At 58.4% G+C, this 26,668-nt stretch carries 29 protein-coding genes; 28 read left to right on the plus strand and 1 reads right to left on the minus strand.

The genetic code is table 11. The features are described from left to right. Nucleotides 1-197: 197 nt before the first annotated feature. From HZ993_RS17335 to HZ993_RS17385, 11 genes are all read left to right on the plus strand, one after another. Nucleotides 198-2,117 (plus strand): RNA-binding domain-containing protein, encoded by a 1,920-nt coding sequence (locus HZ993_RS17335; protein ID WP_209393985.1) that lies wholly within the window; start codon nt 198-200, stop codon nt 2,115-2,117. Between the two features lie 79 nt (nt 2,118-2,196). Next, nucleotides 2,197-3,393, plus strand: a complete 1,197-nt coding sequence (locus HZ993_RS17340) for a CaiB/BaiF CoA-transferase family protein (protein WP_209393986.1) — start codon at nt 2,197-2,199, stop codon at nt 3,391-3,393. A gap of 70 nt (nt 3,394-3,463) precedes the next feature. Further along, nucleotides 3,464-4,381, plus strand: coding sequence for a LysR family transcriptional regulator (locus HZ993_RS17345; protein ID WP_209393987.1), 918 nt, complete (start codon nt 3,464-3,466; stop codon nt 4,379-4,381). 173 nt (nt 4,382-4,554) lie between these two features. Beyond that, on the plus strand, nt 4,555-6,375 hold the full coding sequence (locus HZ993_RS17350; protein ID WP_209393988.1) for a thiamine pyrophosphate-binding protein: 1,821 nt from the start codon (nt 4,555-4,557) through the stop codon (nt 6,373-6,375). Next, the gene (locus HZ993_RS17355; RefSeq protein ID WP_209393989.1) at nt 6,372-7,178 is read left to right on the plus strand and encodes a citryl-CoA lyase; all 807 of its coding nucleotides are present in this window, start codon (nt 6,372-6,374) and stop codon (nt 7,176-7,178) included. The genes HZ993_RS17350 and HZ993_RS17355 overlap by 4 nt, the downstream gene beginning before the upstream one ends. Beyond that, nucleotides 7,175-7,978, plus strand: coding sequence for a hypothetical protein (locus HZ993_RS17360; RefSeq protein WP_209393990.1), 804 nt, complete (start codon nt 7,175-7,177; stop codon nt 7,976-7,978). The genes HZ993_RS17355 and HZ993_RS17360 overlap by 4 nt, the downstream gene beginning before the upstream one ends. Before the next feature lie 89 nt (nt 7,979-8,067). Continuing rightward, on the plus strand, nt 8,068-10,155 hold the full coding sequence (locus tag HZ993_RS17365) for a TonB-dependent siderophore receptor (RefSeq protein ID WP_209393991.1): 2,088 nt from the start codon (nt 8,068-8,070) through the stop codon (nt 10,153-10,155). A 163-nt stretch (nt 10,156-10,318) separates the two neighbouring features. After that, the gene (locus HZ993_RS17370) at nt 10,319-10,945 is read left to right on the plus strand and encodes an IS30 family transposase (RefSeq protein ID WP_209393992.1); all 627 of its coding nucleotides are present in this window, start codon (nt 10,319-10,321) and stop codon (nt 10,943-10,945) included. After that, nucleotides 10,942-11,307 (plus strand): IS30 family transposase, encoded by a 366-nt coding sequence (locus tag HZ993_RS25110; protein ID WP_209393993.1) that lies wholly within the window; start codon nt 10,942-10,944, stop codon nt 11,305-11,307. Before HZ993_RS17370 ends, HZ993_RS25110 begins: the two co-directional genes overlap by 4 nt. Nucleotides 11,308-11,405: 98 nt before the next feature. Continuing rightward, entirely contained in the window at nt 11,406-12,482 is a 1,077-nt protein-coding gene (locus tag HZ993_RS17380) for an ABC transporter substrate-binding protein (protein WP_209393994.1), read from the plus strand. 14 nt (nt 12,483-12,496) lie between these two features. Then, nucleotides 12,497-16,939 (plus strand): EAL domain-containing protein, encoded by a 4,443-nt coding sequence (locus HZ993_RS17385; protein WP_209393995.1) that lies wholly within the window; start codon nt 12,497-12,499, stop codon nt 16,937-16,939. Nucleotides 16,940-17,026: 87 nt separating this feature from the next. On the opposite strand, the gene proC is transcribed toward HZ993_RS17385, so the two are convergent. Then, the gene (gene proC, locus HZ993_RS17390) at nt 17,027-17,848 is read right to left on the minus strand and encodes a pyrroline-5-carboxylate reductase (protein WP_209393996.1); all 822 of its coding nucleotides are present in this window, start codon (nt 17,846-17,848) and stop codon (nt 17,027-17,029) included. 299 nt (nt 17,849-18,147) lie between these two features. Between proC and rplN the strand changes: the two genes are divergently transcribed. The 17 genes from rplN to rpoA all read left to right on the plus strand — a co-directional run bounded on the left by rplN (nt 18,148) and on the right by rpoA (nt 26,594). Continuing rightward, the gene (rplN, locus tag HZ993_RS17395; protein WP_117178124.1) at nt 18,148-18,516 is read left to right on the plus strand and encodes a 50S ribosomal protein L14; all 369 of its coding nucleotides are present in this window, start codon (nt 18,148-18,150) and stop codon (nt 18,514-18,516) included. Nucleotides 18,517-18,525: 9 nt separating this feature from the next. Further along, nucleotides 18,526-18,846, plus strand: coding sequence for a 50S ribosomal protein L24 (rplX, locus tag HZ993_RS17400; RefSeq protein ID WP_209393997.1), 321 nt, complete (start codon nt 18,526-18,528; stop codon nt 18,844-18,846). Nucleotides 18,847-18,848: 2 nt separating this feature from the next. Continuing rightward, nucleotides 18,849-19,388: a 50S ribosomal protein L5 gene (gene rplE / locus HZ993_RS17405; protein ID WP_209393998.1), complete on the plus strand. Its 540-nt coding sequence runs from the start codon at nt 18,849-18,851 to the stop codon at nt 19,386-19,388. An 8-nt stretch (nt 19,389-19,396) separates the two neighbouring features. After that, a complete protein-coding gene (gene rpsN, locus HZ993_RS17410) occupies nt 19,397-19,702 on the plus strand; it encodes a 30S ribosomal protein S14 (RefSeq protein WP_209393999.1) in 306 nt (101 codons plus the stop codon). Between the two features lie 18 nt (nt 19,703-19,720). After that, nucleotides 19,721-20,116 carry a 30S ribosomal protein S8 gene (gene rpsH / locus HZ993_RS17415; RefSeq protein WP_209394000.1) on the plus strand — a complete coding sequence of 132 codons (396 nt, stop codon included), beginning with the start codon at nt 19,721-19,723 and terminating at the stop codon, nt 20,114-20,116. A gap of 23 nt (nt 20,117-20,139) precedes the next feature. Next, nucleotides 20,140-20,673, plus strand: coding sequence for a 50S ribosomal protein L6 (rplF, locus tag HZ993_RS17420; protein WP_209394001.1), 534 nt, complete (start codon nt 20,140-20,142; stop codon nt 20,671-20,673). A gap of 11 nt (nt 20,674-20,684) precedes the next feature. Then, complete coding sequence (gene rplR / locus HZ993_RS17425) at nt 20,685-21,050, plus strand: 50S ribosomal protein L18 (RefSeq protein ID WP_209394002.1); 366 nt, start codon at nt 20,685-20,687, stop codon at nt 21,048-21,050. A 17-nt stretch (nt 21,051-21,067) separates the two neighbouring features. After that, nucleotides 21,068-21,592, plus strand: a complete 525-nt coding sequence (rpsE, locus tag HZ993_RS17430; RefSeq protein WP_209394003.1) for a 30S ribosomal protein S5 — start codon at nt 21,068-21,070, stop codon at nt 21,590-21,592. 14 nt (nt 21,593-21,606) lie between these two features. Then, complete coding sequence (gene rpmD / locus HZ993_RS17435) at nt 21,607-21,789, plus strand: 50S ribosomal protein L30 (protein WP_209394004.1); 183 nt, start codon at nt 21,607-21,609, stop codon at nt 21,787-21,789. 13 nt (nt 21,790-21,802) lie between these two features. Further along, a complete protein-coding gene (rplO, locus tag HZ993_RS17440) occupies nt 21,803-22,234 on the plus strand; it encodes a 50S ribosomal protein L15 (RefSeq protein ID WP_209398564.1) in 432 nt (143 codons plus the stop codon). Nucleotides 22,235-22,257: 23 nt separating this feature from the next. Beyond that, complete coding sequence (gene secY / locus HZ993_RS17445) at nt 22,258-23,568, plus strand: preprotein translocase subunit SecY (RefSeq protein WP_209394005.1); 1,311 nt, start codon at nt 22,258-22,260, stop codon at nt 23,566-23,568. Nucleotides 23,569-23,584: 16 nt separating this feature from the next. Further along, a complete protein-coding gene (gene infA / locus HZ993_RS17450; RefSeq protein WP_007869286.1) occupies nt 23,585-23,803 on the plus strand; it encodes a translation initiation factor IF-1 in 219 nt (72 codons plus the stop codon). Between the two features lie 60 nt (nt 23,804-23,863). Continuing rightward, entirely contained in the window at nt 23,864-23,977 is a 114-nt protein-coding gene (gene rpmJ, locus HZ993_RS17455) for a 50S ribosomal protein L36 (RefSeq protein WP_012348927.1), read from the plus strand. Nucleotides 23,978-24,001: 24 nt separating this feature from the next. Then, entirely contained in the window at nt 24,002-24,367 is a 366-nt protein-coding gene (gene rpsM / locus HZ993_RS17460) for a 30S ribosomal protein S13 (protein WP_114972516.1), read from the plus strand. Nucleotides 24,368-24,386: 19 nt separating this feature from the next. Continuing rightward, the gene (gene rpsK, locus HZ993_RS17465) at nt 24,387-24,791 is read left to right on the plus strand and encodes a 30S ribosomal protein S11 (protein ID WP_209394006.1); all 405 of its coding nucleotides are present in this window, start codon (nt 24,387-24,389) and stop codon (nt 24,789-24,791) included. Nucleotides 24,792-24,873: 82 nt separating this feature from the next. Beyond that, nucleotides 24,874-25,497 carry a 30S ribosomal protein S4 gene (rpsD, locus tag HZ993_RS17470; protein ID WP_209394007.1) on the plus strand — a complete coding sequence of 208 codons (624 nt, stop codon included), beginning with the start codon at nt 24,874-24,876 and terminating at the stop codon, nt 25,495-25,497. A 107-nt stretch (nt 25,498-25,604) separates the two neighbouring features. Next, entirely contained in the window at nt 25,605-26,594 is a 990-nt protein-coding gene (gene rpoA, locus HZ993_RS17475) for a DNA-directed RNA polymerase subunit alpha (protein ID WP_209394008.1), read from the plus strand. The last annotated feature ends 74 nt before the right edge of the window (nt 26,595-26,668 follow it).

The following is a 26,668-nucleotide window of genomic DNA, read 5'->3' on the forward strand; positions in this document are numbered from 1 at the left end:
GCAGGAATCTTAGCGGAGCTGCATTGCATCCGTGGGCGATTACGATATGCAGAAATCACAATCCATTTGTGACCATTCAGGATGTAGTTCATGCCCCCAGCCGAAGCAAAAACCCTGCCGTTAAGTGGCATCCGCGCACAACGGGCAGAACATGATGTTGTACAAAACCCGCATGACCCGGAAGCCAAGGAGGCGACATGACTGAACACTGGAACAGTCTGGACCTGACCAGTCTTGCCGAGTCCAGCGACCTGGAGTGCAAGGCCGCCCAAGGGCGCGATGGGCGGGGTGAGTTGCCTGAGGATGTGTGGAGGAGTTATAGCGCCATGGCCAATGCCGAAGGCGGGGTGATTTTGCTCGGAGTGCAAGAGAAGCCTCGCGGCGTGTTTCATGCCATTGGCATTGCCGATGTGGAACGCGTGCGCAAAGCCCTGTGGGACAACTTGCACAACCGCAAGCAGGTCAGCCATAACTTGCTTACTGAGCAGGATGTGGACTTGGTGCAGATAGACGGCGCCACCGTGTTGCGCATCCGCGTGCCACGCGCAACGCGCCATCAGCGGCCCGTGCATGTGGGCAGCAATCCTTTCGGTGGCACGTATTTGCGCCGCTACGAAGGGGACTACCAGGCGGATGACGAGGCCGTGCGCCGCATGATGGCCGAGCGCGTAGAGGACTCACGCGATGACCGCGTACTCAAGGGCTTTGACTTTGACGATCTGGATATGGACACTGTGGCAGCCTACCGCAACCGATTTGCGGCAGTTAAACCAGGGCATGTGTGGACGGATTTGACGTTGCCAGAGTTCATGGAGCGCATTGGCGCATTTGGCAAGAATCGCGAGGAGGGCTACAGCGGCTTGCGATTGGCGGGCTTGCTGATGTTTGGTCGTGCCGAGGTGATACGCGATGCCTTGCCGCATTACATGGTGGACTATCAAGAGCGTCCAGAGCCTAGAGCAGAGAAACGCTGGGTGGATCGGCTAGTGCCCGACGGTAGCTGGTCGGGCAATGTGTATGACTTCTTTCGTAGGGTGTACCAAAAGCTCACGGCAGACCTGAAGGTACCCTTTCAGTTGCAGGAAGGACAGCGCTTGGACGATACGCCCGTGCATGAGGCGTTGCGAGAGGCATTGGCCAACACCCTCATTCACGCGGATTTTTCGGGGCGCGTGTCGGTGATGGTGGTGAAGCGGCCCGATATGTTTGGGTTTCGCAATCCGGGCTTGATGCGTGTACCGTTGGAGCAAGCGGTACTGGGCGGCAATAGCGATTGCCGCAACCGCCGTTTGCAAACCATGTTTCAGTTGGTAGGTTATGGCGACCATGCGGGGTCGGGGTTGCCCAAAATTTACCGTAATTGGGCTGGGCAGCATTGGCGGCGACCCGTGCTGCATGAGTTGCGCGAACCCGAGCAAACTTTGATGGAGCTGCGCATGAGCAGCTTGGTGCCTGATGAAGTGTTAGTGGACTTGCGGGCACACTTTGGCGTGCACTTTGAATCATTGCCAGAATTGGCGCGTTTGGCGTTAATTACCGCCAGTGCTGAGGGCGTGGTGAACCACGCACGTATGCGTGATGTGTCCACCGATCACCCAGCGGACATCACCAAGATGCTGGCGGGTTTGGTTCGGGATGGGCTGTTAGCCACTAAGGGTACTGGGCGTGGAATGGAATATTTCTTGCCGTGGCAATCTCAGGCTGTATCTATAGTTTTTGAGGCAGGGGGAGAAGTAGGCGTTCCACCGGAGCTAGACGGGAAACCACCGGAGTTTGAATCCAAACCACCGGAGCTTGGTGGAAGTCCACCGGAGTTTGGGACCTATTTAGACTGGAAATCCATCCCAGATAGTCTGAAGTCGGAGTTGTTGTCGCTGGCGGAGCCGGTTGCCAACCGTGGAAAGGTCAATGCACCGGTGCTTCGCGACGCAATCCTTGCCTTGTGCCAAGGACGGTTCTTGGGGCTGCGTGTGCTGGCACATGCCCTTCAACGTGACAGTGACGATCTGCGCAAGCGAACCCTGACACCTATGGTTCAAGAAGGTGTTTTGCGGGCAGCCTACACGGCGGCGCGCGACCCGCGCCAAGCCTATACGTCCAATACTACGAAGCCATAGACATGAACATCTCCACTTTCTTCCAGACGGTTTGGAACTTCTGCCGCACCCTGCGCGGCGATGGCGTGGGCCTACGCGCATGACGACTGCCACTCCCCCATCTGAGCGCCTCCCCCTCGCCGGCATCCGCGTCGTTGAATTCACCCACATGGTGATGGGCCCCACCTGCGGCATGGTGCTGGGCGACCTGGGGGCCGAGGTCATCAAGGTCGAGCCCCTGGCGGGCGACAGCACCCGCAAGCTGCTGGGCAGTGGCGCCGGTTTCTACCCGCTGTTCAACCGCAACAAGAAAAGCATTGCGGTGGACATGAAAAGTGCCAAGGGCCGCGAGGTGGTGCTGAAGCTGGTCGCCACCGCCGACATCGTCAGTGAGAACTTCAAGACCGAGACCATGCAAAAGCTGGGGCTGGATTACGCGGCCCTCAGCAAGCTGGATGACCGCCTGATCTACGTCAGCCACAAGGGTTTTCTGCCCGGCCCCTACGACCACCGCACCGCGCTGGACGAGGTGGTGCAGATGATGGGTGGCCTGGCCTACATGACCGGCCGGCCTGGTGACCCGTTGCGCGCGGGCAGCAGCGTCAACGACATCATGGGTGGCATGTTTGGCGCGATTGGCGCCATGGCTGCACTGATGCAGCGCCAGCAGACTGGCAAGGGCCAGGAGGTGCAAAGCGCGCTGTTCGAGAACAACATCTGGCTGGTGGCCCAGCACATGATGCAGTTTGCCGTGACCGGCAAGGCCGCCGCGCCCATGCCCGACAAGATCTCACCCTGGGGTGTGTACGACGTGTTCAGCGTGCAGAACGGCGAGCAGATCTTCCTGGCCGTGGTGGGCGACGGGCAGTGGAAGACCTTTTGCGACGCCTTTGGTTACGGCGACCTCTTTGCCGACACCCGCACCACCACCAACAACGACCGCGTGATGGCACGCAGCTGGCTGATACCGCTGCTGCGTGAACGCCTGGCGCGGTTCACGTCAGCCGAGTTGTCCAAAACCTTTGAAGCCCACGGCCTGCCGTTTGCCCCTATCACCGATCCGCAGCATTTGTTTGACGACCCGCACCTGCAGCAAACCGGTGGCCTGGCGCCCATGACGCTGCCCGATGGCCGCAAGACCCAGGTGCCGTTGTTGCCCATCAAGCTGGGCGGCGAACGCCTGGGCCTGCGGCTGGACCCGCCCAAGTTGGGCGAACACACCGACGCGCTGCTGCAAGGCCTGGGTTACTCTGCGGGCGATGTGGCCGCACTCCATGCAGAGGGCGTTGTGCTATGAAAATTATAGCTATACCGGTATATTTATCGGGGGCTAGAGGCCTATTTCATTCAAGCGGTCTTGGCTAGCCATGGACAAGCTCAAACAACTGGAGTCCTTTGTATCGGTGGCCACCCGCGGCAGCCTGACCGCGGCCGCCAATGCCGAGGGTGTGGCCCCTGCCATCATGGGCCGCCGGTTGGACGGTCTGGAGGAACGCCTGGGCGTGAAACTGCTGCTGCGCACGACGCGGCGCATCACCCTCACGCACGAAGGCAGCGCCTTTCTGGAAGATTGCCAGCGCCTGCTGGCGGACCTGGCCAACGCCGAGGCCAGTGTCAGCGCCGGGGGTATCAAGGCCAGCGGCCACCTGCGCATTACCGCGCCCGCGGGTTTTGGCCGCCGCCATGTTGCGCCTTTGGTGCCACGGTTTCGCGAGCTGCACCCCGAGGTCACGATCTCGCTGAACCTGAGCGATCGTGTGGTGGACATTGCCGGCGAGGCCTATGACTGCGCGGTGCGGGTGGGCGATATGCCGGACTCGTCGTTGGTGAGTGTGCGTATGGCCGACAACCGCCGCCTGTGTGTGGCCACACCGGCCTATCTGAAGCGCCATGGCACGCCGCAGACCCCGGCCGACCTGTCGCGCTTCCACTGCCTCACGCTGTCCAGCGACGCATCACAAACCCGGGGCTGGGCGTTCAAACACGGCGACGGGGAGGTGGTCTACCTCAAACCCGCCGGCCCGCTGGATTGCTCCGACGGCCAGGTGTTGCACGACTGGTGCCTGGCCGGCTACGGCATTGCCTGGCGCAGCACCTGGGAGGTGGAGTCTGAAATAGCGGCGGGGCAACTGGTGGCGGTGTTGGAAGACTATGCCGCACCGCCCAATGGCATCTACGCCGTGTTCCCCCAGCGCAAACACCTGCCACTGCGCGTGCGGCTGTGGATCGACTTTCTGAAGGACTGTTACGGTTCCCCCGGGTTTTGGCGAGCGCTATCAAAATAGTAGCTAACGGCTGATGCAGTGCGGGGGCGGTAGCACTGTTGCGTGAATGCCGATTCTTGCGCGCGCAAGGGTTCCAACGGTTGCGGCTTCTGCGTTTCGATGCGATGCTGCGGCACGTCGTATCCGCACCCAGCGGATAAAAATACTCTTTGTCGTTGGAAGCAAAAAGCAGTATGAACAACATTGTTTTACCGGGCCGCGCGGGTCATGCGGGCGAGGCGGGCGCGACCGTCCACCCGCCCGAAGTTGCAGACCTCATCGTTGCCTACATAGAACAGCTCGGTGTGGAATACGTCTTTGGTGTTCCCGGTGGTGCCATCGAACCGCTGTACAACGCACTGGCCCGCAGCGCACGCCGCGGGGGCCCACGCCACGTGCTGGCCCGCCATGAAGCCGGTGCTGCGTTCATGGCCGACGGTTATGCCCGCGAGACCGGCAAGATTGGCGTGTGTTGTGCCACATCGGGCCCCGGTGCCACCAACCTGCTGACCGGCGTGGCTTGTTCCTACGACAACGGTGTGCCCATGCTGGCCATCACCGGCCAGCCGGCCCTGCCGTCGTTTGGTAAGCGGGCCTTGCAGGAGTCGGCCTGCACGGGGGTCAATACCCTGGGCATGTTCCGGCACTGCACGCGGTATGACACGCTGGTATCCCACGTGGACCAGGTGGAGAGCAAATTGGTCAATGCGCTGATGCGTGCGTCCAAGGCGCCGCGTGGTCCGTCGCATCTGTCCATGCCGGTGGACATTCTGCGCAGCCCTATTGAGAGCATGGTGCCTTCGTATAACCTGCGCTCCCTGTTGCACCGCCCTGCGCTGGTGGACGATGCCCTGGTGCGGTCCTTGTGTGAAGAAATCAGACAAGCGGGACGCACCGTCATCCTGATCGGTGGTGGCCACAGTTGTGGCGAATCCATAGAGGCCATCATCAAACTGGCCGAAATGACGGAGTCGTGTTTTGTGACCTCGCCAGACGGCAAGGGCCTGATCAATACCCGACACCGTTTGTACCGCGGTGTGTTTGGATTTGCGGGTCACCAGACGGCGGACCAAGTGCTGCAAGACGAACCAGACCTGATTCTTGCCATCGGCACAACCCTGGGTGAGTGGACCAGTGGGGCGTGGTCCGCAGCGGTTTTGAACCAGCGCCTGGTACACATCGATTCGTCCGAAGACCATTTGCTGCGCTCCCCCATGGCGCGCCTGCATGTGCGCGGGCGTATCCGTTCGGTGTGTGAGCGCCTGATCGAAATGTTGTCCGAAGCCAAGTTGTCCAACGTATCCCAAATTGGCCTGAAGAACCCCGACTACATGCTGCACGAGCGGGACAAGTTTGTGTCCGACGCCAGCCCGATCAAGCCCCAGCGGCTGATGCGTGAGCTGTCGCGCCTGTGCCCATCCCGAACCCGATTTTTTGCGGATGCCGGTAACAGCACAGCCTGGGCCATCCACTACCTGCAACCACACGACCGGCGGGTGGCACGCCAGCATGACTATGCGGCCCGCAACGACGGTGGCAAACGCCGCAAGGGCGACGCCGGCTGGCTACGCGTGTTGATGGACTTTGCGCCCATGGGCTGGGCCATTGGCGCCGCCATTGGTTGCGCCCGCGGCAACCCCAAATGCCCCGTGGTGTGTATCACCGGCGACGGCAGTTATTTGATGAACGGTCAAGAGATTTCGGTGGCAGCAGCAGAACAACTCACCGTGGTGTTTGTGGTGCTCAACGACAGTGCATTGGGCATGGTTAAACACGGCCAGCGCCTGGCCGGTGCCGAGCCCACAGCCTTCGAACTGCCGACCGTGGACTTTCGCATGCAGGCTGATTCCCTGGGTATTCCGGGCCACATCATCCACTCACCCGAAGACATGGAAGCGCTGGACATGGCGGCCATCTTCTCGCGCAAAGGGCCAACCCTGTTGGATGTGCGCATTGACGGGGAAGAGGTGCCGCCGATGAGCTTGCGCATGAAAACACTGGGGTCTGCCCAATGACGGCCAAACCCAAGGAAAGCATCCACACCCGCATCTGGCGTGAAGAGCCGGAGCCCAACAATCCCTTTGCCACACGTGCCGCGTATTGCCATGGCTACGATGTGTATGGCGATATGCTGGGCCAGGCGCGCTGGGCGCAGATGCTGTACCTGCTGTTCCGCGGCGAGGCACCCACCGCAGAACAAACCCATCTGCTGGATGCCCTGGCCCTGGCATTGGCCAACCCGGGGCCGCGCGACGCTTCGGTCCATGCAGCCATGTGTGGCGGCGTGGCCGGCTCCACCGCGGCAGCGTCCTTGATGGCTGCGCTGTCGGTGGGGGCCGGGCGGTATGGCGGTGCCCGTGAGGTGTTTGATGCGATGAACATCTGGGCCGATGCGGGCCATGACATGGCCGCTTGGGTGCGCCGGGCGAGCGCCTGGGAATCTGCCAGCTTGGGCATCTGGCCTGAAGCCGAGCACCCGGCGGGGTTTGATCCGTATGGCGCCACGACCGCTACTGCCGTGCTGCAAACTCTGGACGGTCTGGCAGGCATGGGGCCATTTTCAAACCTCCACTGGTTGGCGGCCAACCGTGCGCAGTTGGAGCAGGCGATGGGTGTGCCCTTGGCCATGGTGGGTGTCGCGGCTGCCGCCTTGTCCGATCTGGGCTTTACGGCCCCGCAGGGGGAAATGCTGTACCTGATGTTGCGCCTGCCGGGTGCAGCAGCCCATGCGTTGGAGCAAGGGCAATACGGGGTCAAAAAGTTTCCGTTTTACCCAGTGGAGCTCACCGACGACCCATTGCAACGGGAGGCGTTATGAACGGACCTTCACAGTTGCAGTCCCACGTGGGGCACTTGAAGACACGGGTCGGGGCTTGCTGGCCCGGTAGCCGCGCGGTTTTTCGTGGCCAGGATTTGCACGGCGACATGCGGGGTATTGACTGGCTGGAGCTGTATGTCTTTGGCATCACCGGGCGGCGTTTTTCGACGGCAGAAATTACGCTGCTCCATGGCATCTGGACACTCACCAGTTATCCCGATACACGGCTGTGGAACAACCGTGTTGCAGCCTTGGCCGCCAACGCGCGCAGCGCCTCGGTGTTGGGTCTGTCGGCCGCCGTGGCCGTGAGCGAGGCAGGTGTTTACGGCGGTGGCCCCGGCCTGCGCGCAATTGACTTCTTTTTGCGGGCGGGCCAGGCGGTGCAAGCCGGGCAGGACATCCGCTCGTTTGTGCACCAGGAACTCGCCGACCGAAGAATCTACGGCTATGGACGCCCCATCAACTCCACTGACGAGCGGCTGCCCGCCTTGGTCGCTTTGGTGAAGGCGCAGCATATGGATAGCGGAAAACACTACCAGTTGGCCTTCGCGGTCGAGGAAATTTTGCTGACCGAGAAGAAGCCATTTCTCAAAATGAACTATGCGGCATTGACGGCCGCACTGGCGGCAGACATGGGGTTTACGCCACGGCAATACCAGCTGTTCAATATTCTCAAAACACTGGGTGGCATGCCGCCGTGCATCATGGAGGCTGCCGAAAAACAACAAGGCGCGCTTTTTCCAACGCCTTGTGCTGACGTCTCCTACGAGGGAGTGGGAAAACGGGCCTGGTGCTCGTAATTGATTACTAACCATTGCGCACGTCTGCCCCTAGAATGGGGCAGAAAAAAATGGGGAGTTGGAGCGCACATTCGAAGGGGATTTGAATCATGAAGCGACTTGGCCAACTCACACTGCTTGCAACCTTGGTGTTGCCGACGCAAGCCGTATTTGCACAAAGTACTGGGGAAGAAGAAGACGACTTGTTGCTCTCCTATGGCGACAAGGCCACCGTCAGCATTGCAACCGGAAGCCAGCAATCCTTGCGCCGCGCGCCAGCGGTTGCCACCGTCATCACCGCCGAAGACATTGCCGCCATGGGGGCAACGGATCTGGATGAAGTGTTGGCGACGGTGCCGGGTCTGCACGTGAATCGCGCTGCGAATAGCTACACCCCCTTGTTCGTCATCCGTGGTGTCTTCAGCCAATTCAATCCACAGGTTTTGATGCTGCAGAACGGCGTTCCCATTACCACCCTGTTTGTTGGCAACAAGGGCAATATTTGGGGTGGCTACCCGGTTGAACATATCGCCCGTATTGAAGTCATCCGGGGCCCCGGCTCTGCGCTGTATGGTGCGGATGCCTTTTCGGGCGTTATCAACATCATTACCAAATCCGCCGCCGAGATCTCGGGAACCGAGGTTGGCTTGCGGGGTGGCTCTTTTGCGACCCGAAACGCCTGGATTCAACACGGTGGCAAGATCGGATCGGTGGATGTGGCGGCTTATGTGCGCATCGGCAGCAGTGACGGTTTCAAGGGAACCATAGACGCCGACGCCCAGACGCGGTTTGACCGGATCTTCGGCACACGCGCCAGCGTGGCACCCAGCCCCGTGCGCACGGGGTATGAAGCGGTGGACGGCAACCTCGAACTGGGGTTTGAGAAGTGGCGGGCGCATGTTGGCTACAAGCTTCGCGACAACGTCGGCCCAGGTGCGGGGATTGCGTCTGCAGTGGACCCGGTAGGTCGCGGAAGAAGTGAACGTATTACGGGTGATGTGTCTTGGACGGATCCCCACGTTTCCAATGACTGGGGCTTGGGTTTTTCTGCCAGCTACTTGCACTACGCACAAATCATTCCGGTACCGTTTCAACTGTTCCCACCGGGGGCCAATATTGGCGGTGGCGTTTCACCCACCGGGTTTTTTGGTGCCCCCGAGACCTGGGAGCGTCAGCTTCGGCTGTCCACCTTCGCCACCTACTCGGGCTTTGCGGGGCATAACCTGCGCCTCGGTCTGGGCCATGATGACCTGGACCTCTACAAGACGGCCGAACTTCGGAATTTCACCTATTCACCGGCCGGTGCCCTGATCCCGGTCCCAGGCGGTGGGCTGGTTGATTACTCCAACACCAATCCCTTCATGTTTCCCCACCGGCGGCAGGTTGACTATGTCTACGCACAAGACGAGTGGAACTTTGCCAAGGATTGGGCGTTGACAGCCGGTGTGCGCCATGACAAGTATTCAGACTTTGGTGGTACCACCAACCCGCGGGTGGCCCTGGTCTGGGATGCTTCGCTGGACGTCACCGCCAAACTGATGGCCGGGCGGGCTTTTCGCGCGCCAGCATTCAACGAGGTCTACGGCATCACCAATCCGGTGGCTTTGGGTAACCCGAATTTGGTGCCGGAATTGATAACCACGGTAGAGACAGCCGTGTCTTGGCAGGCTCGGCGTGACCTCCAGGTCAACCTAAGCCTCTTTCACTATGACATGAAGGACACCATCCGGCTGGTGGGCGGCAAGTACTTCAATACGGGTGCGCTGTATGGCGATGGAGGCGAGTTGGAAGCCGTGTGGGATGCCAGCCGCAATGTCCGACTGACTGGCAGCTACTCGTGGCAAACCTCGATTGATGTGGCATCTGGTCAGGATGCCGGGTACGCACCACACAAGCACCTGGTCGGCCGGGCGGATTGGCGCGTCGCTGGCAATTGGATGTTGGGTGCGCAGCTGAATTGGGTGGCCGACCGCAAACGCGCCGCGGGCGATGTGCGTCCACAAATTGCCGACTACACCACGGTTGACATAAACGTGAGCACCGTCGCCAAGCGCCAGCAGTGGGGGTTTGCCTTGGGCTTGCGCAACCTGTTTAATGCGGATGTGCGAGAGCCCAGTGTTGCGCCGGGTACGGCGCTTCCCAATGATTTGCCGATGGCGCCGTTTTCAGCCTATCTGCAGGCAACCTACAGGTTGTGACATGCTTAAACTATCATTTTGATAGCATCTTGTGCAGATAACACGGGGGCTAGCGTCGTTTTTCTTGGCGGATTCAAGTACGAAGTGCAACGTTTTAGAAACGGGTTAGGCCAAGAGTGAATAGGATGCACTTTTGTGACCGGCCAGTCCCAAACGTTGCACCATGACCTATACACACTTGACCCAAGAAGAACGATACCAAATTCACAACCTCACGCGCCAAGGCATTCATCTGTCGCAAATTGCAGCAGAGCTTGGACGTAGCAGCTCGACGATCAGCCGCGAGCTCAGGCGCAATGCCAGTGCCCGGGGCTACCAACCTGCACTGGCCCAAGACAAAGCGACTCAGAGACAGACACAGCGTCGCAATGCCCGCCAGTTCGATCCAGAGCAGTGGCAACTCGTGGAGTTGTATCTGCGCCTGAGCTTGTCTCCCCAGCAAGTCAGTGACCGCCTGGCTTTAGAGGATCGTTTGTCGATTAGCACCGAAGCCATCTACCAATACGCCTATGCCAACAAAGCCCAGGGCGGTGATTTAGTCGGGTACTTGCGCTGTCAAAAACTTCGTAGAAAGCGCTATGCCAGTGGTCGAGAGCGCCGTGGGGTACTCAAGAACCGGGTCGGAATTGAACATCGCCCCGCAGTGGTGGATAGCAAGAAGCGCATAGGCGACTGGGAGGGCGATACGGTGATCGGCGGGGGGCGCAAAGGCGTGTTGGTGACACTGGTGGAACGCAAGTCCCGCTATACCTTGGCGCATCCACTACGCTCCAAGCACAGTGCGGGGTGACGCAGGCCATTGTCGATTTGCTGCGCCCCCACAGACATGCCTGCAAGACACTGACCTTTGACAACGGCAAGGAGTTCGCTGAGCACGAATTCATTGCAAGTTGTTTGAGGGCGAAGGTGTACTTTGCCAAGCCCTACTGCTCATGGCAGCGTGGGCTCAATGAGAACACCAACGGGCTGCTGCGACAGTTCTTTCCAAAGGGGTGCAGTTTGCTCAAGGTGACACAGGCTCAGGTCGATGAAGCTGTGTACTTACTCAATCATCGGCCTCGTAAGTGCCTGGGCTATCGCACACCGCATGAGGTCTTCTACAACCTACCCGTCAGACCTCTTACACTGCATTCCGTTGCGCTTTGTACTTGAATCCGCCCTTGTTTTTCCTGCGGTTTGACCGGGGAAGGGGTGGGGGTATTTGTCTTTGTGTGCGCGTGGCACTGTTGGCCCTGGTGGTCGGGCCTACCATGGCACAGACCACCGAATTAACGAGTCTTGCCCGCCACGCAGGACTGGCCAAAGCGCACATGGGCGAGCCCGCGTTCAGGGGCGACTGGCCACAGGTGCTACAACGTCTGGAGATGTCCAGCGACATCTTGGTCTATCGGTTTCAAGTCGCTGCCAATGACCAGGTGGTCGCGCAACTGGGGCGCGTGGAACGTGTCAAGGTGGCGTTGGCATCGGAGACCGGCAGTATTGCCGTTCTCTACCCCGACCTGGAAGAACCCTACCGCAGCATTTTTACCAAGATCATCGAAGGGATAGAGGCGCAGGTCGGCTCACCGGTTGCCAGTTACGCCGTTGGCGGCGCCCGTTCGGCCCAGGACATCATGGCCCAGTTGAAGCGCCAGGACATCAAGGTGGTGATCGCACTGGGCCGCCAGGGCATGAAGGCAGCGTCTACCCTGGACCACGAAGTAGGCGTGGTGGCCGGCGGTGTGGTGTCACCACCCACCGGAGACGGCCGCAGCTTCCCTGTCGTCAGCTTGGCACCCGATCCCAAGATGCTGTTTGAGCGGCTTAAACACTTTATGCCCGATGTGCGGCGCGTTACCGTGGTGTACGACCCCAAACAAAACGCGTGGCTGATGCGCCTGGCCCGCGACGCGGCCCGCACCCACGGTCTGGAGTTACAGGCCATTGAGGCCGGGGACTTGAAGAACGCGGTGCGGGTCTACCAGGAGGTGCTGGCCAGCGCCGACCCCAAACGGGACGCTTTGTGGCTGCCCCAGGACTCCACCACGGTGGAAGACTCATCGGTGCTGCCGCTGATTCTGGAGAGCGCCTGGAACCGCAACCTGGCGGTGTTTTCCAGCAACGTGACCCATGTCAAACGGGGCGCATTGTTTTCCCTTTATCCCAATAACGTGGCCCTGGGTCGCCAGCTGGCGTCTTCGGCCATGAGTCTGCCCAGCGGCAATGCGGCCTTGGTCGTGCCCATGAAGGACGCGTTGTTGGCCGTCAATACCCGGACAGCAAGCCACCTGGGTTTGCAACTATCCTCCCGCCAGCAGGCTTTTGACCTGGTGTTTCCCGCTCGCTGAACTGTGCCCATTTAATGAATTCTCGCAACCCACTTCTGGTCGTTCTGCGCAAGACGACATTTCGGCAGCAACTCTCCTTTATGGCTGCGATGGGCGTTTTGCTGTTGGCGCTGCTGTCTTCATTGGTGATCTCCTGGCAAAGCAGCCGTGACATACGCCAAAACCGCCAGCAGCAGGGCCAACACCTGGCAGATAGCCTTGCCCGCCAGGCCCGCCTGGCCCTGCTGTCTGACGCCAGCGAGAATATTGCGGACGCGGTGGCCGGCGCCCTGGCGTTTCCGGATGTGGACCGTGTTGAAATTCGGCGCATCGACGGCAAACCGTTGAGCGCCCATGGTGCGGGGGACGTGGCGCTGGCACTCGGTGATGAGTTGCCACCCAAGGCCGTCCTGACGGCGACGGGTGCCTTTCTCGATGTTGAGAACATCCAGTCGTGGCAGTTCGTGGCGCCGGTGCGTATTCTGGACAGCAGTTCGCCGTTCGAAGCAGAAAGCCCCAAGACGCAGACCATTGGTTATGTGCGGGTGGTGTTGTCCAAGGCATCCTTGGGCAGTGCCCTGTTGACCCTGTTTGCACTCAATATGGGTATTGCACTGTCGTTCGCCGTGTTCTTCTTGCTGATAACTCGCGAGCTGACCCGGCGCATGACACAACCCTTGGTGCAACTGGCCGAGTCCATGGGGCGCGCAGAGCAGGGCGAGTCTGGGGTACGCGCCAAGTTGACCGGGCCGCGCGACATCACCGACATGGCCCACGCTTTCAACAGCATGATGCGGGTGCTCGACGAGCGCGAACAGGCCTTGCGCCTGGCCAGTGAAGAAGCACTGCGATTGGCACACCTCAAAGCCGAGTTTGCCGCCACCATGAGCCACGAGCTGCGCACGCCACTCAATGGCGTGGTCGGCACGTTGGATATGTTGCGTGCCTCGCCGCTGCCGCCCATGGCGCGCAACTATGTGGCCCTGGCCTGGGACTCGTCGCAGTACCTGCTGGACCTGATCAACAATATTCTGGACTTTTCGTCGCTGGAGGCCGGCAAGCTGCAGCTGGCGAACGGCGATTTTGATATCGCACGTTTGTGTGAGCAGACGATAGAGCTGGTGATTCCACAGTCAGGCAGCAAGGGGCTGGAGATCGCCTACGTGGTCGACCCGGGTGTGCCGGCCAGTTTGCGCGGGGACGCGCGGCGCTTGCGCCAGGTGCTGCTCAATCTGGTGGGCAACGCGGTCAAGTTCACCGAACGCGGCGAGGTGTCGGTGCGTGTGTCCTGCGTCGGTCCGTTTGGTGAGCAGGGGCGGTTGCGTATAGCGGTTTCTGACACGGGCATTGGCGTAGCCGAAGACGAAGTGGCGAGTATTTTTGACGCTTTTACACAGGCCGACCCCTCCACCACGCGCGGGCACGATGGCTCTGGCCTGGGCCTGTCCATCTGCAAACAGTTGTGCGCACTGATGGGTGGCGAAATCGGCGTGGACAGCGTGCAGGGTGTGGGTAGCACGTTCTGGTTCGTCTTGCCTCTGCAGTTGGGTAGCAACCCGCCGTCCGCGAGCGCCACGCGCTTCGGGCGCGTGCTGGTGGTGGATGAGAGCAGCATGGTGCGCCAGTTCGTGCAGCAAAACCTGGTTGCGGTGGGTTACGAGTGCCATGCCGTTGGCAAGTTGGCAGACGCGGCCCAATCCCTGGTGCAGGCCCAGCAGGCTGCGCAGCCGTATGGCCTGTTGCTGGTTGACATGGTCCTGGCCACGGCCCAGGCCCAGAGCGTGCAAGATTTGCGTTCTTTGCCGGGGTATGGCCAGCCCCGCCTGGTATTGATGAACCGCTATGGGGTTGAAAGCCCTGCGACCGCCCCCGCGGCCGACGCCTATTTGGCCAAGCCTCTGCGCCAGGAGCGCCTGCTGGAGTGCATTGACCAGGCCATGGGAACCCGTGGCGAGCTACAGCGTTTTGTTCCCAAGGCAAGAAAGCGTCTGCCCCAGATTTTGATCGTTGAAGACAACCGCACCAGCCAGACCATTGCCTCTGGCATGCTGGAGATGCTGGGCTGCAAGTCAGAAGTGGCGGCGAACGGCCGCGTCGCCGTGCAGGCCTTTAAACGCAAACCCTGGGACCTGATCCTGATGGATTGCAATATGCCGGAGATGGATGGCTACCAGGCGACGGCCGTGATCCGTGGCATGGAGGCCGAAAGTGGCCGCCGCATTCCTATCGTTGCCATGACCGCCAACACCCAACCCATGGATATGGAGAAATGTCTGTCGGCTGGTATGGATGACCACTTGCCCAAGCCACTGACCTTGGGGAACCTGACGGCGCGCCTGCAGCGCTGGTTGGCGGATTTGGACATTGCCGTGCCTGTCTCGGTGGTACTGGGGCAGACCGCAGCGACACAGGCGTCTGAACCGGAGGGCCCGATCGACCCGGTGGTGCTGGCCCGCTTGCGGGAAGCTTTGGGAGGTGCCATTGGGCAGGCCATACGCCCGTTCCTGGAAGACATGCCTGCTTACCTGGATGAGCTGTCGGCCGCTGTGGTGGTGGAAGATGCTGAAGCCCTGCGCCGCGTGGCCCACGCCATCAAGGGCGCGGCCTGGAACTTTGGTGCGGTGGAGCTCGCGGCGCTCGCCAAGTCCATTGAATCCCTCGCGGAGGGGGAACAGGTCGACGCAGCGGGGCGTGTGATGCCGCGCTTGCGCGCCGAGTACGGCGTGGTTGAGCAGGCTTTGTTACTGGCGCTGGAGAGCGAGGTCGAGGTGCTGGCACCGCTTCCCGTGGTGGGGGAGGCGCTGGTCCTGATCGTGGACGACGACCGCAGCACCCGTTCGGCCTTGCGCGCGGCCTTGCAACGCAGCGGCTTTTTGGTGACCGAGGCCGCAGACGGCAGCGAAGTAGAGGCCGAGGTGCAACGCATGCGCCCGGACGTCATCCTGATGGATGCCCTGATGCCGGTGATGGACGGTTTCACCGCCTGCGCACGCCTGCAGGAATCACCCGAGTGGCGCCAGATCCCCATATTGATGATTACCGCATTGGAGGACAGCGCGTCGATCGAACGGGCCTTTGCGGCTGGGGCCAGCGACTACATACCCAAGCCCATCCACCTGGCGGTTGTCAACCAGCGGGTACGCCGCCTGGTTGATGCCACCCGTGCCGAGCGCCATGTGCGCCATTTGGCATACAACGATGCGTTGACCGGGCTGCCGAATCGGACACTGTTCCACGACCACCTGAGCCGTTGTATAGAGCGGGCCCAGCCCGCGGCCACATCGCTGGCCTTGTTGTACCTGGATCTGGATCGCTTCAAACTGGTCAACGACACGCTGGGACACGAGATCGGCGACAAGCTGCTGAAAAGTGTTTCCGAGCGCATCCGCGGTTGTGTGCGTGGCAGCGACTGCGTAGCCCGTTTGGGGGGCGACGAGTTCGCCATCGTCATCGACGACCTGCCCAATGTGAATGTGGCATCGGGCACGGCGCAAAAGATCTGCCATGCGGTCACGGTCCCCTTTGAAATTGACGGGCACGACATCGTGGTGTCCGCCAGTATTGGCATTGCGGTGTTCCCCATCAATGGGGCGGATTCCAGCACCCTGTTGCGCCACGCGGATACGGCCATGTACCGGGCCAAAAAGAAGAGTAGTGGTTTTCAGTTCTTCGAGGAGAACATGGAGGCCTCTGCCAGCGAACACATGCGGTTTGAGGGCGCTTTGCGCCGGGCGCTGGAGCGTGACCAGATCGTGGTGTTCTTCCAGCCGATTGCCAATGCTGCCGATTGCCGCATTGTTGGCATGGAGGCATTGGCGCGCTGGAGCCATCCGTCACGCGGCCTGGTGTCGCCGCTGGAATTCATCCCGCTGGCAGAAGAAACCGGGCTGATCATCCCCATCGGCGAAGCGGTTTTGCGGGCGGCCTGCTTGCAGTTGAAGAAATGGCATGAAGCCGGGTCGTCGGGCTTGTATGTCACCGTCAACCTGTCGGGCTTGCAACTGCAGCAGGTTAACTTCATTGACACCCTGCGCAGTGCGCTGCGCGATACCGGTGTAGATCCACGGCTCTTGACGTTGGAAATCACCGAAAGCATGCTGATGGTGCACGCCGAGGAAACCCTGTTGTTGCTGCGGGCCATCAAGGCCACGGGCGTGGGGCTGGCCATTGACGACTTCGGCACCGGCTATTCATCACTGGCGTATCTCAAGCGTTTTCCGGTTGATGTGCTGAAGATTGACCGGGCCTTTACCCGCGACATGACCAAGAATGTGGACGACGCTTCCATCGTGTCGGGCATTATTTCCCTGGCCCACAACCTGCGGCTGAAAGTGGTGGCCGAAGGGGTGGAAACCGAGCAGCAGCGGCAATTTCTGGCGCAGCTGCAGTGTGACTGTATCCAGGGCTATCTGCTCAGTGAGCCCCTGCCAGGCGACGCGTTTGAGGCGCGCTTTCTGCTTGAGAACCACAGCCCGTAAGCCTGGCATTCAGGGTAATTAAAGATGTTTGCTATCTAAAATATAGCGATAGTCTGAGGTTTTACGGGGGCTATAGGATGTTTTGGCTTATGGGGCTTCGCCAAACTCGGCGCCCATTTCCTGGGCCCGTTGGTGTGCCGCATGCAAGGCTTGGGCGAACAGGTCCTTGACGCGGTTGTTGTCCATGGACGTGATGGCCGCATGGGTGGTGCCGCCTTTGGACGTAACCCGCTGGCGCAGGATTTCGGGGGGTTCGTGACTAGACTGTGCCAGCTCCCCGGCGCCAATGAATGTGGCCACCGCCAACTGGTAGGCCTGTTCCCGGTCCAGGCCCATGTCAGCGCCAGCGGCGGTCATGGCTTCCATGAAATAGAACATATAAGCTGGCCCGGAGCCGGAAATGGCGGTCACTGCGTCCAACTGGTTTTCGTTGTCCAGCCACAGGAATTGCCCCATGCCCGAGACCACACGTTCGGCATGCTGGCGGTCAGCCTCCGTCACGGCGGGGCGGGCAAACAGACCGGTGATACCCTTGCCGATCAGGGCCGGGGTGTTGGGCATGGTCCGTATCACGCGTTCATTGCCTAGCCATTTGGCAATGGCGTCGCTGGGAATGCCGGCTGCCACGCTGATATGCAAGGCTTCACGGGTGTGAAACCGGGACTGCAGCGCGGCATCCTTAAAAGACTGGGGTTTGACAGCCCAGATGACAATGCTGGCCTGGCCCAAGAAAGGCCCGGCTTCGTGCTGGGCGGTGATGCCCAGCTGGGACTGCAGCCGTTCCCGCGCTTCCGCAAAGGGTTCCACCACGTCGATCTGAAGGGTGGGGAACCCCTGTTTCAGCAATCCGCTGACCATGGCGGTGGCCATATTTCCGCCGCCAATGAAGGCAATGTGGTGTGGGTGCATGGAGTTCTCCTGAGGGACTGGGCGCAACTTATATAGAGAGGCTGGATTGTCGCAGGGCAGAAATGGCGTCCCGCCCCCTGCGAAGCCGGCTTTTTGAAACAGGCCCACAAAAAAGTGTTGCACAAGTAAAAAAGCTGTGGCATACTAGCGGGCTTCGCTTGTAAAAGCTGAAGGTTCTGCCCAAATGGATGTGGCGCGAGTGGTTCGCGCCAAGTACAGCGGGCCCAAGACTGACTCGTTGTTGGTGTTTGCCAGAGAGCTGGCAAGTGCTGCTCCTGGTGCAAGTTGGGAATATTGAAATGATCCAGACTGAATCTCGATTAGAAGTCGCTGACAATACCGGCGCTAAGTCCGTCCTGTGCATCAAGGTGCTCGGCGGTTCCAAGCGTCGCTACGCCAGCGTCGGTGACATCATCAAAGTTAGCATTAAAGAAGCTGCTCCCCGCGGACGCGTCAAAAAAGGCGAAGTCTACAGCGCGGTTGTGGTTCGTACTGCTAAGGGCATCCGTCGCAGCGACGGCTCTTTGGTGAAGTTTGACGGTAATGCAGCAGTGTTGCTGAATGCCAAATTGGAGCCTATCGGCACCCGTATCTTTGGACCCGTGACGCGTGAACTGCGTACCGAGAAGTTCATGAAGATCGTGTCCCTGGCCCCTGAAGTTTTGTAAGGACGCGCCATGAATAAGATTCGCAAGGGCGATCAAGTTATCGTTATCGCTGGTCGCGATAAGGGTAAGCGCGGGACTGTGTCCCTGCGCAAAGATGACTCCCATCTGGTTGTCGAGGGTGTTAACTTGGTGAAGAAACACACCAAGCCAAACCCCATGAAGGGTGCGGTCGGCGGTATTGTTGAAAAGACAATGCCCATCCACCAGTCCAACGTAGCAATTTTTAATGCTGCGACTGGCAAGGCGGACCGCGTAGGTATCAAGGTGTTGGCTGACGGCAAACGCACGCGCGTTTTCAAGTCCAGCGGCGAAGAAATCAAGGTGGCATAAACATGGCACGTCTGCAACAACAATACCGCGAAAAGCTGGCTCCCGAGCTGATGGCCAAGTTTGGCTACACCTCGCCGATGCAAGTGCCGCGTCTGACCAAGATCACTCTGAACATGGGTGTGAGCGAAGCCGTAGCCGACAAGAAGATCATGGACCACGCGGTCAGTGATCTGACAAAAATCGCCGGCCAAAAGCCCGTCGTGACCAAGTCCAAGAAGGCTATTGCGGGTTTCAAGATCCGTGAAGACCAGGCGATTGGTTGCATGGTGACTCTGCGCGGCGTGCAGATGTATGAATTCCTGGACCGTTTCGTGACCGTGGCGCTGCCTCGCGTTCGTGACTTCCGTGGTATTTCTGGTCGTGCATTTGATGGCCGTGGTAACTACAACATCGGCGTCAAAGAGCAGATCATTTTCCCTGAAATTGAATATGACAAGGTTGACGCCTTGCGTGGTCTCAATATCAGTATCACCACGACGGCCAAGACCGACGAAGAGTGCAAGGCGCTCCTCACCGGCTTCCGTTTTCCGTTCAAGAACTGAGGTGACCCGTGGCTAAAATGGCTTTAATCCAGCGTGAGCTGAAGCGTGATCAATTGGCTGCTAAGTACGCCAAGAAGTACGCTGAATTCAAGGCAATTGCCGGTGACTTCAAACGCACCGAAGAAGAGCGTGCTGCTGCCCGTATGGGTCTGCAAAAGCTCCCGCGCAATTCCAACCCAACCCGCCAGCGTAACCGTTGCGCCATTACTGGTCGCCCACGTGGTACGTTCCAGCACTTTGGCCTGGGTCGCGCCAAGATCCGTGAAATGGCCTTTGCTGGGGAAATCCCTGGCATCGTCAAGGCCAGCTGGTAAGCGACAGGAGAACCAAACATGAGCATGAGTGATCCCATCGCCGACTTGTTGACACGCATCCGCAATGCACAAATGGTGGCCAAAACTACCGTTTCCGTGCCTTCTTCCAAAGTGAAGGTTGCGATTGCCCAAGTGTTGAAAGACGAAGGCTACATCGACAACTTCAAGGTCTCTACAGCGGACGGCAAGTCCGAGTTGGAAATCGCCCTGAAGTATTACGCAGGCAAGCCTGTGATTGAACGTATCGAGCGCGTCAGCCGTCCTGGCCTGCGTGTTTACCGCGGTAGCGATGCCATCCCCCAGGTCCAAAACGGCCTTGGCGTTGCCATCGTGACTACGTCCCAGGGCGTCATGACAGATCGCAAAGCGCGCGCTACCGGTGTCGGTGGTGAAGTTTTGTGCTACGTCGCTTAACGCTACATTGAGGAGAAATACAAATGTCCCGTGTAGGTAAACTTCCCGTAACTGTTCCCGCTGGTGTGGATGTGTCTATCAATGGCAGCCAAATCAGTGTCAAGGGTACAGGCGGCACTTTGCATCTGACGTTGAACACGCTGGTAACAGTGGTTAACGACGCAGGCAAGCTGAGCTTCAAGGCGGCCAATGAGTCCCGCGAAGCCGATGCCATGTCCGGCACCATGCGCCAATTGGTGAACAACATGGTTGTTGGTGTGACCAAAGGCTTTGAGAAAAAGCTGAGCCTGATTGGCGTGGGTTACAAGGCCCAGGCTACCGGCGCCAAGTTGAATCTGGCTGTGGGTTACTCCCACCCTGTCAACTTTGATATGCCTGCTGGCATCACGGTTGCTACGCCAACCCCAACCGAAATCCTGATCAAGGGTGCGGACCGTCAGCGTGTGGGTCAAATCGCCGCTGAAGTTCGTGCTGTTCGTCCGCCAGAGCCCTACAAGGGCAAAGGCATCCGCTACGCGGACGAGAAGATCACGATCAAAGAAACCAAGAAGAAATAAGGAGCTGCAACATGTTGACCAAAAAAGAGCAGCGTCTTCGCAGAGCCCGTCAAACCCGCATCCGCATTGCTACGCAAGGCGTTGCACGTTTGACCGTGAACCGTACCAACTTGCACATCTACGCCAGCGTTATCTCTGGCGACGGCGGCAAGGTGTTGGCTGCAGCTTCTACGGCCGAACTCGAAGTTCGCAAGGCCTTGGGTGCTTCTGGCAAGGGTGGCAATGTTGCCGCGGCCCAAATCATTGGTAAGCGTGTGGCTGAAAAAGCCAAGGCTGCCGGTGTCGAAAAAGTCGCATTTGACCGTGCAGGTTTTGCGTACCACGGCCGCGTCAAAGCGCTGGCTGATGCGGCACGTGAAGCTGGCTTGCAGTTCTAAGCAGATCGGAATACAGAATGGCTAAAGTTCAAGCGAAGATGCAGGGTAAGGCTGAAGGGCCTGAAGACGGACTGCGCGAAAAAATGATCGCGATCAATCGCGTCACCAAAGTGGTTAAGGGCGGCCGTATTCTCGGTTTTGCAGCTTTGACCGTGGTCGGTGATGGCGAAGGTCGCATCGGTATGGGCAAGGGTAAATCCAAGGAAGTTCCTGCTGCCGTGCAAAAGGCGATGGAAGAAGCCCGCCGCAACATGATCAAGGTTTCGCTGAAGAATGGTTCCATCCACCACAAGGTGATGGGTCACCACGGCGCCGCCAATGTGATGATGGCTCCGGCTCCCAAGGGTACTGGCATCATTGCCGGCGGTCCTATGCGCGCCGTGTTCGAAGTAGTGGGCATTACCGACATCGTGGCCAAGAGCCATGGTTCGACCAACCCTTACAACATGGTTCGTGCAACACTGGACGCGCTGTCGGTGTCGACTACGCCATCCGAAGTCGCGGCCAAGCGTGGCAAGACTGTTGAAGAACTCTTCGTCTGAAAGCGAACTTCAAAATGACAACACAACAAACCGTAAAGATCCAATTGGTGCGTAGCCCGATTGGAACCAAAGAGTCGCACCGCGCCACTGTGCGTGGTCTGGGTCTGCGTAAGCTCAACAGCGTAAGCGAGCTCGCCGATACACCAGAAGTTCGCGGCATGATTAACAAGATCAGTTACCTGGTCCGAGTGCTCTAAGAGGTCGATGATGATGGAACTCAATAGCATTAAGCCAGCAGATGGCGCCAAGCATTACAAGCGTCGTGTTGGTCGCGGTATCGGCTCTGGCATTGGTAAGACTGCAGGTCGCGGCCACAAGGGACAAAAATCCCGTGCTGGTGGTTACCACAAGGTTGGCTTTGAAGGCGGTCAGATGCCTATGCATCGCCGTTTGCCCAAGCGCGGTTTCAAATCGCACCTGCTGCAATTCAACGCTGAAATTACACTGACTACTTTGGAAGTGCTGGGTCTGGCGGAAGTTGACGTGCTGGCGCTGAAGCAAGCCAAGCTGGTCGGCCAAATGGCCAAGGTGGTCAAGGTTATCAATACTGGCGCATTGACCAAGTCGGTCAAGCTCAATGGTATTGGTGCTACGGCTGGTGCCAAGGCAGCTATTGAAGCTGTCGGTGGTAGCGTCGCGTAAGTTAGAAGTCGAAAGATAACTCAGTGGCAACTAACGGTGCTCAAATAGCAAAGACGGACAAGTTTGGTGACTTGCGTCGTCGGCTGGTGTTTTTGTTGCTCGCCCTGGTCGTGTACCGCATTGGTGCACACATACCAGTGCCAGGCATTGACCCCACGCAGTTGCAGCAGTTGTTCAAAGGGCAACAGGGCGGTATTCTGAGCCTGTTCAACATGTTTTCGGGCGGCGCGCTGTCTCGGTTCACCATTTTTGCGTTGGGGATCATGCCGTACATTTCGGCGTCGATCATCATGCAGTTGCTGACCTATGTGCTGCCTGCTTTTGAGCAGTTGAAGAAGGAAGGTGAAGGCGGACGTCGCAAGATTACGCAGTACACCCGTTACGGCACCTTGGGCTTGGCTCTGTTCCAGTCCCTGGGTATTGCCTTGGCGCTGGAATCTTCCGCTGGTCTGGTGATTGCACCTGGGTTTGGTTTTCGTATGACGTCGGTTGTGACTTTGACCGCCGGAACCATGTTTTTGATGTGGTTGGGTGAGCAGATCACGGAGCGCGGCTTGGGTAACGGGATTTCGATCCTGATCTTTGGCGGTATCGCAGCTGGTTTGCCCAGCGCGATCGGTGGACTGCTGGAGTTGGTGCGCACCGGTGCTATGAGCATTGTGGTGTCGCTGCTGGTAGTGGTTCTGGTTGCCTTGGTGACGTATTTTGTGGTTTTTGTCGAGCGTGGCCAGAGAAAAATTCTGGTGAACTACGCTCGGCGCCAGGTTGGAAACAAGGTGTATGGCGGCCAGTCCTCCCATCTGCCTTTGAAGCTGAACATGGCGGGTGTGATCCCTCCGATCTTCGCGTCCAGCATTATTCTGTTGCCTGCAACAGTTGCCAATTGGTTTAGTTCGGGTGATTCGATGCGCTGGTTGAAAGACATCTCCAGCACCTTGAGTCCAGGTCAGCCGGTGTACGTGATGTTGTATGCCGCAGCGATTGTGTTTTTCTGCTTCTTCTACACCGCTCTGGTGTTCAACAGCAAAGAAACCGCAGATAACTTGAAGAAAAGTGGTGCGTTCATTCCCGGGATTCGTCCTGGCGACCAAACCGCCAAATATATTGATAAAATCCTGCTTCGCTTAACGCTGGCCGGTGCGATATACATCACTTTTGTGTGTCTGTTGCCAGAGTTTTTGATTCTCAAATACAACGTGCCGTTCTACTTCGGTGGGACCTCATTGTTGATTATTGTTGTGGTGACCATGGATTTCATGGCACAGGTCCAGAATTACATGATGTCCCAGCAATACGAATCGCTGCTGAAGAAGGCTAATTTCAAATCTTCTTGAGTAGCAGTGGATTCATATGTCAAAGGATGACGTAATTCAGATGCAGGGTGAGGTGGTAGAAAACCTCCCAAACGCGACATTTCGCGTCAAACTGGAAAACGGGCATGTAGTGCTGGGGCACATTTCCGGCAAGATGCGGATGCATTACATCCGGATCTTGCCTGGTGATAAGGTCACAGTTGAATTAACCCCGTACGACTTAAGTCGTGCGCGGATAGTGTTTAGAGCAAAGTAAATAGCGCATGTTCCGCGCGAATCAAAGTCGGAACGGGGCGAAGGGTTTTAGGAGAGAAATATGAAAGTTTCGGCTTCGGTCAAGAAAATTTGCCGCAACTGCAAAATCATCCGACGCAAAGGCGTTGTGCGCGTGATCTGTACAGATCCACGCCACAAGCAGCGTCAGGGTTAATTGCAAGAGTTTTAGAGGACGAAAATGGCACGTATCGCTGGCATCAACATTCCGCCGCAACAGCATTCCGAGATTGGCCTGACCGCCATTTTTGGTATCGGTCGCACCCGCGCTCGCAAAATCTGCGAAGCCTGTGGCATTGCATATTCCAAGAAGGTCAAAGACTTGACGGATTCTGATCTGGAGAAAATCCGTGATCAGATCGCTCAATTCACCATCGAAGGTGATTTGCGTCGTGAAACCACGATGAACATCAAGCGTTTGATGGACATCGGTTGCTACCGCGGATTCCGCCATCGCCGTGGCTTGCCCATGCGCGGTCAGCGTACCCGCACGAACGCCCGTACCCGCAAAGGCCCGCGTAAGGCTGCTGCGTCATTGAAGAAATAACAGGGATTGAGAAACCACCATGGCAAAAGCTCCCGCCAATAACGCAGCCCAGCGCGTTCGCAAGAAAGTCCGCAAGAATGTTGCAGACGGTATTGCACACGTGCACGCTTCGTTCAATAACACCATCATCACGATCACCGATCGCCAGGGCAATGCTTTGTCTTGGGCGTCTTCGGGTGGTCAAGGTTTCAAGGGCTCTCGTAAGTCCACTCCGTTTGCTGCCCAGGTAGCTTCCGAAGTGGCTGGCCGTGCAGCCCTGGACCAGGGCATCAAGAACCTTGACGTTGAAATCAAGGGACCTGGTCCTGGTCGTGAATCCTCTGTTCGCGCGCTGGCGGCACTGGGCATTCGCATCAACATGATTGCTGATGTGACTCCAGTTCCCCACAACGGCTGCCGCCCTCAAAAGCGTCGTCGTATTTAATTTTTAACAAGCCCACCGCCATCAGCAACCGCTGGTGGCTCCCGCATTTCTGATGCGGCAGATGACATAAAAGGAAGATCAAGTGGCACGCTACCTCGGCCCCAAGGCCAAACTCTCACGCCGTGAAGGCACCGACCTGTTCCTGAAGAGCGCACGTCGCGCCATCGGTGACAAGGCCAAGTTCGACTCCAAGCCCGGCCAGCACGGCCGCACTTCGGGTGCTCGTACCTCCGACTACGGTCTCCAACTGCGCGAAAAGCAGAAGGTCAAGCGTATGTACGGCGTGCTGGAGCGCCAGTTCCGCCGTTACTTCGAAGAAGCTGACCGCCGCAAGGGCAACACCGGTGCCAACCTGTTGTTCCTGTTGGAATCCCGTCTGGATAACGTTGTGTACCGCATGGGCTTTGGCTCCACACGTGCAGAAGCACGCCAGATGGTGTCGCACAAAGCGATCACCGTGAACGGTAACTCGGTCAACATCCCTTCCTACATGGTGAAGGCTGGTGACGTGGTTTCAGTGCGCGAAAAGTCCAAGAAGCAAAACCGCGTGGTTGAAGCTTTGCAATTGGCACAACAAGTCGGCATGCCTGCATGGGTTGAAGTCAACATTGAAAAGGCCGAAGGCACTTTCAAGACCGTACCTGACCGTGACCAGTTTGCTGCAGACATCAACGAATCGTTGATCGTCGAGTTGTATTCACGCTAATCGCGTCTGAATTGTTGAAATCGTTCCTTGGCCGTGGGGCACTGCAGTCAAGGTGCTTCACCAGCCTTACCGACGTAACGAGTCGGGGGTATTGAGAGGAAGTCTGCATGCAAAACAGTTTGCTAAAACCCAAGTCCATCAGTGTTGAGCAACTTGGCACCAACCGTGCCAAGGTTGCTCTGGAGCCCTTTGAGCGTGGTTACGGCCACACATTGGGTAACGCGCTTCGCCGCGTGTTGTTGTCTTCCATGCCAGGTTTCGCGGCCACTGAAGTGACCATCGCCGGCGTGTTGCACGAGTACTCCTCTATCGATGGCGTTCAAGAAGACGTTGTCAATATCTTGTTGAATCTGAAGGGTGTGGTCTTCAAGTTGCATAACCGCGACGAAGTCACACTGAGCCTGCGCAAGGATGTTGAAGGTCTGGTGACAGCCGCCGACATCCAGACGCCGCATGATGTAGAAATCATCAACCCCGGTCACGTCATTGCCAACCTGTCGCATGGTGGCAAGCTGGATATGCAGATCAAGGTTGAAAAAGGTCGCGGCTATGTGCCCGGCACCATGCGCCGCCACGCAGATGAGCCTAACAAGTCCATCGGCCGCATCGTTTTGGATGCGTCGTTCTCGCCCGTCAAGCGCGTGAGCTACACCGTCGAAAGCGCACGTGTCGAGCAGCGTACCGATCTGGACAAGTTGGTTGTCGAAATTGAAACCAATGGTGCCATTTCTGCTGAAGATGCCGTTCGCGCGTCTGCCAAGATTTTGGTGGAACAACTGGCGGTGTTCGCACAGTTGGAAGGCAGCGAGTTGGCCGCATTTGATGCGCCTGCACCACGTGGCAATACGCAGTTCGATCCTATCCTGTTGCGTCCTGTGGACGAGCTGGAATTGACAGTTCGCTCTGCCAACTGCCTGAAGGCCGAAAACATCTATTACATCGGTGACCTGATCCAGCGTACCGAAAACGAATTGCTCAAGACCCCGAATCTGGGTCGCAAGTCGCTGAATGAAATCAAGGAAGTCTTGGCTTCCCGCGGTCTGACACTGGGGATGAAGCTGGAAAGCTGGCCACCTGCAGCGTTGGAAAAACGTTGATTCAACGCTTTCACTAAAAGCGCAAATTTTTTCGAACCCTCCGGGGTTCAACGCACAGGGCAGTACCTGATACG

Origin of the sequence: Rhodoferax sp. AJA081-3, assembly GCF_017798165.1 — a bacterium.
In the GTDB taxonomy this organism is placed as follows: Bacteria; Pseudomonadota; Gammaproteobacteria; order Burkholderiales; family Burkholderiaceae_C; genus Allorhodoferax.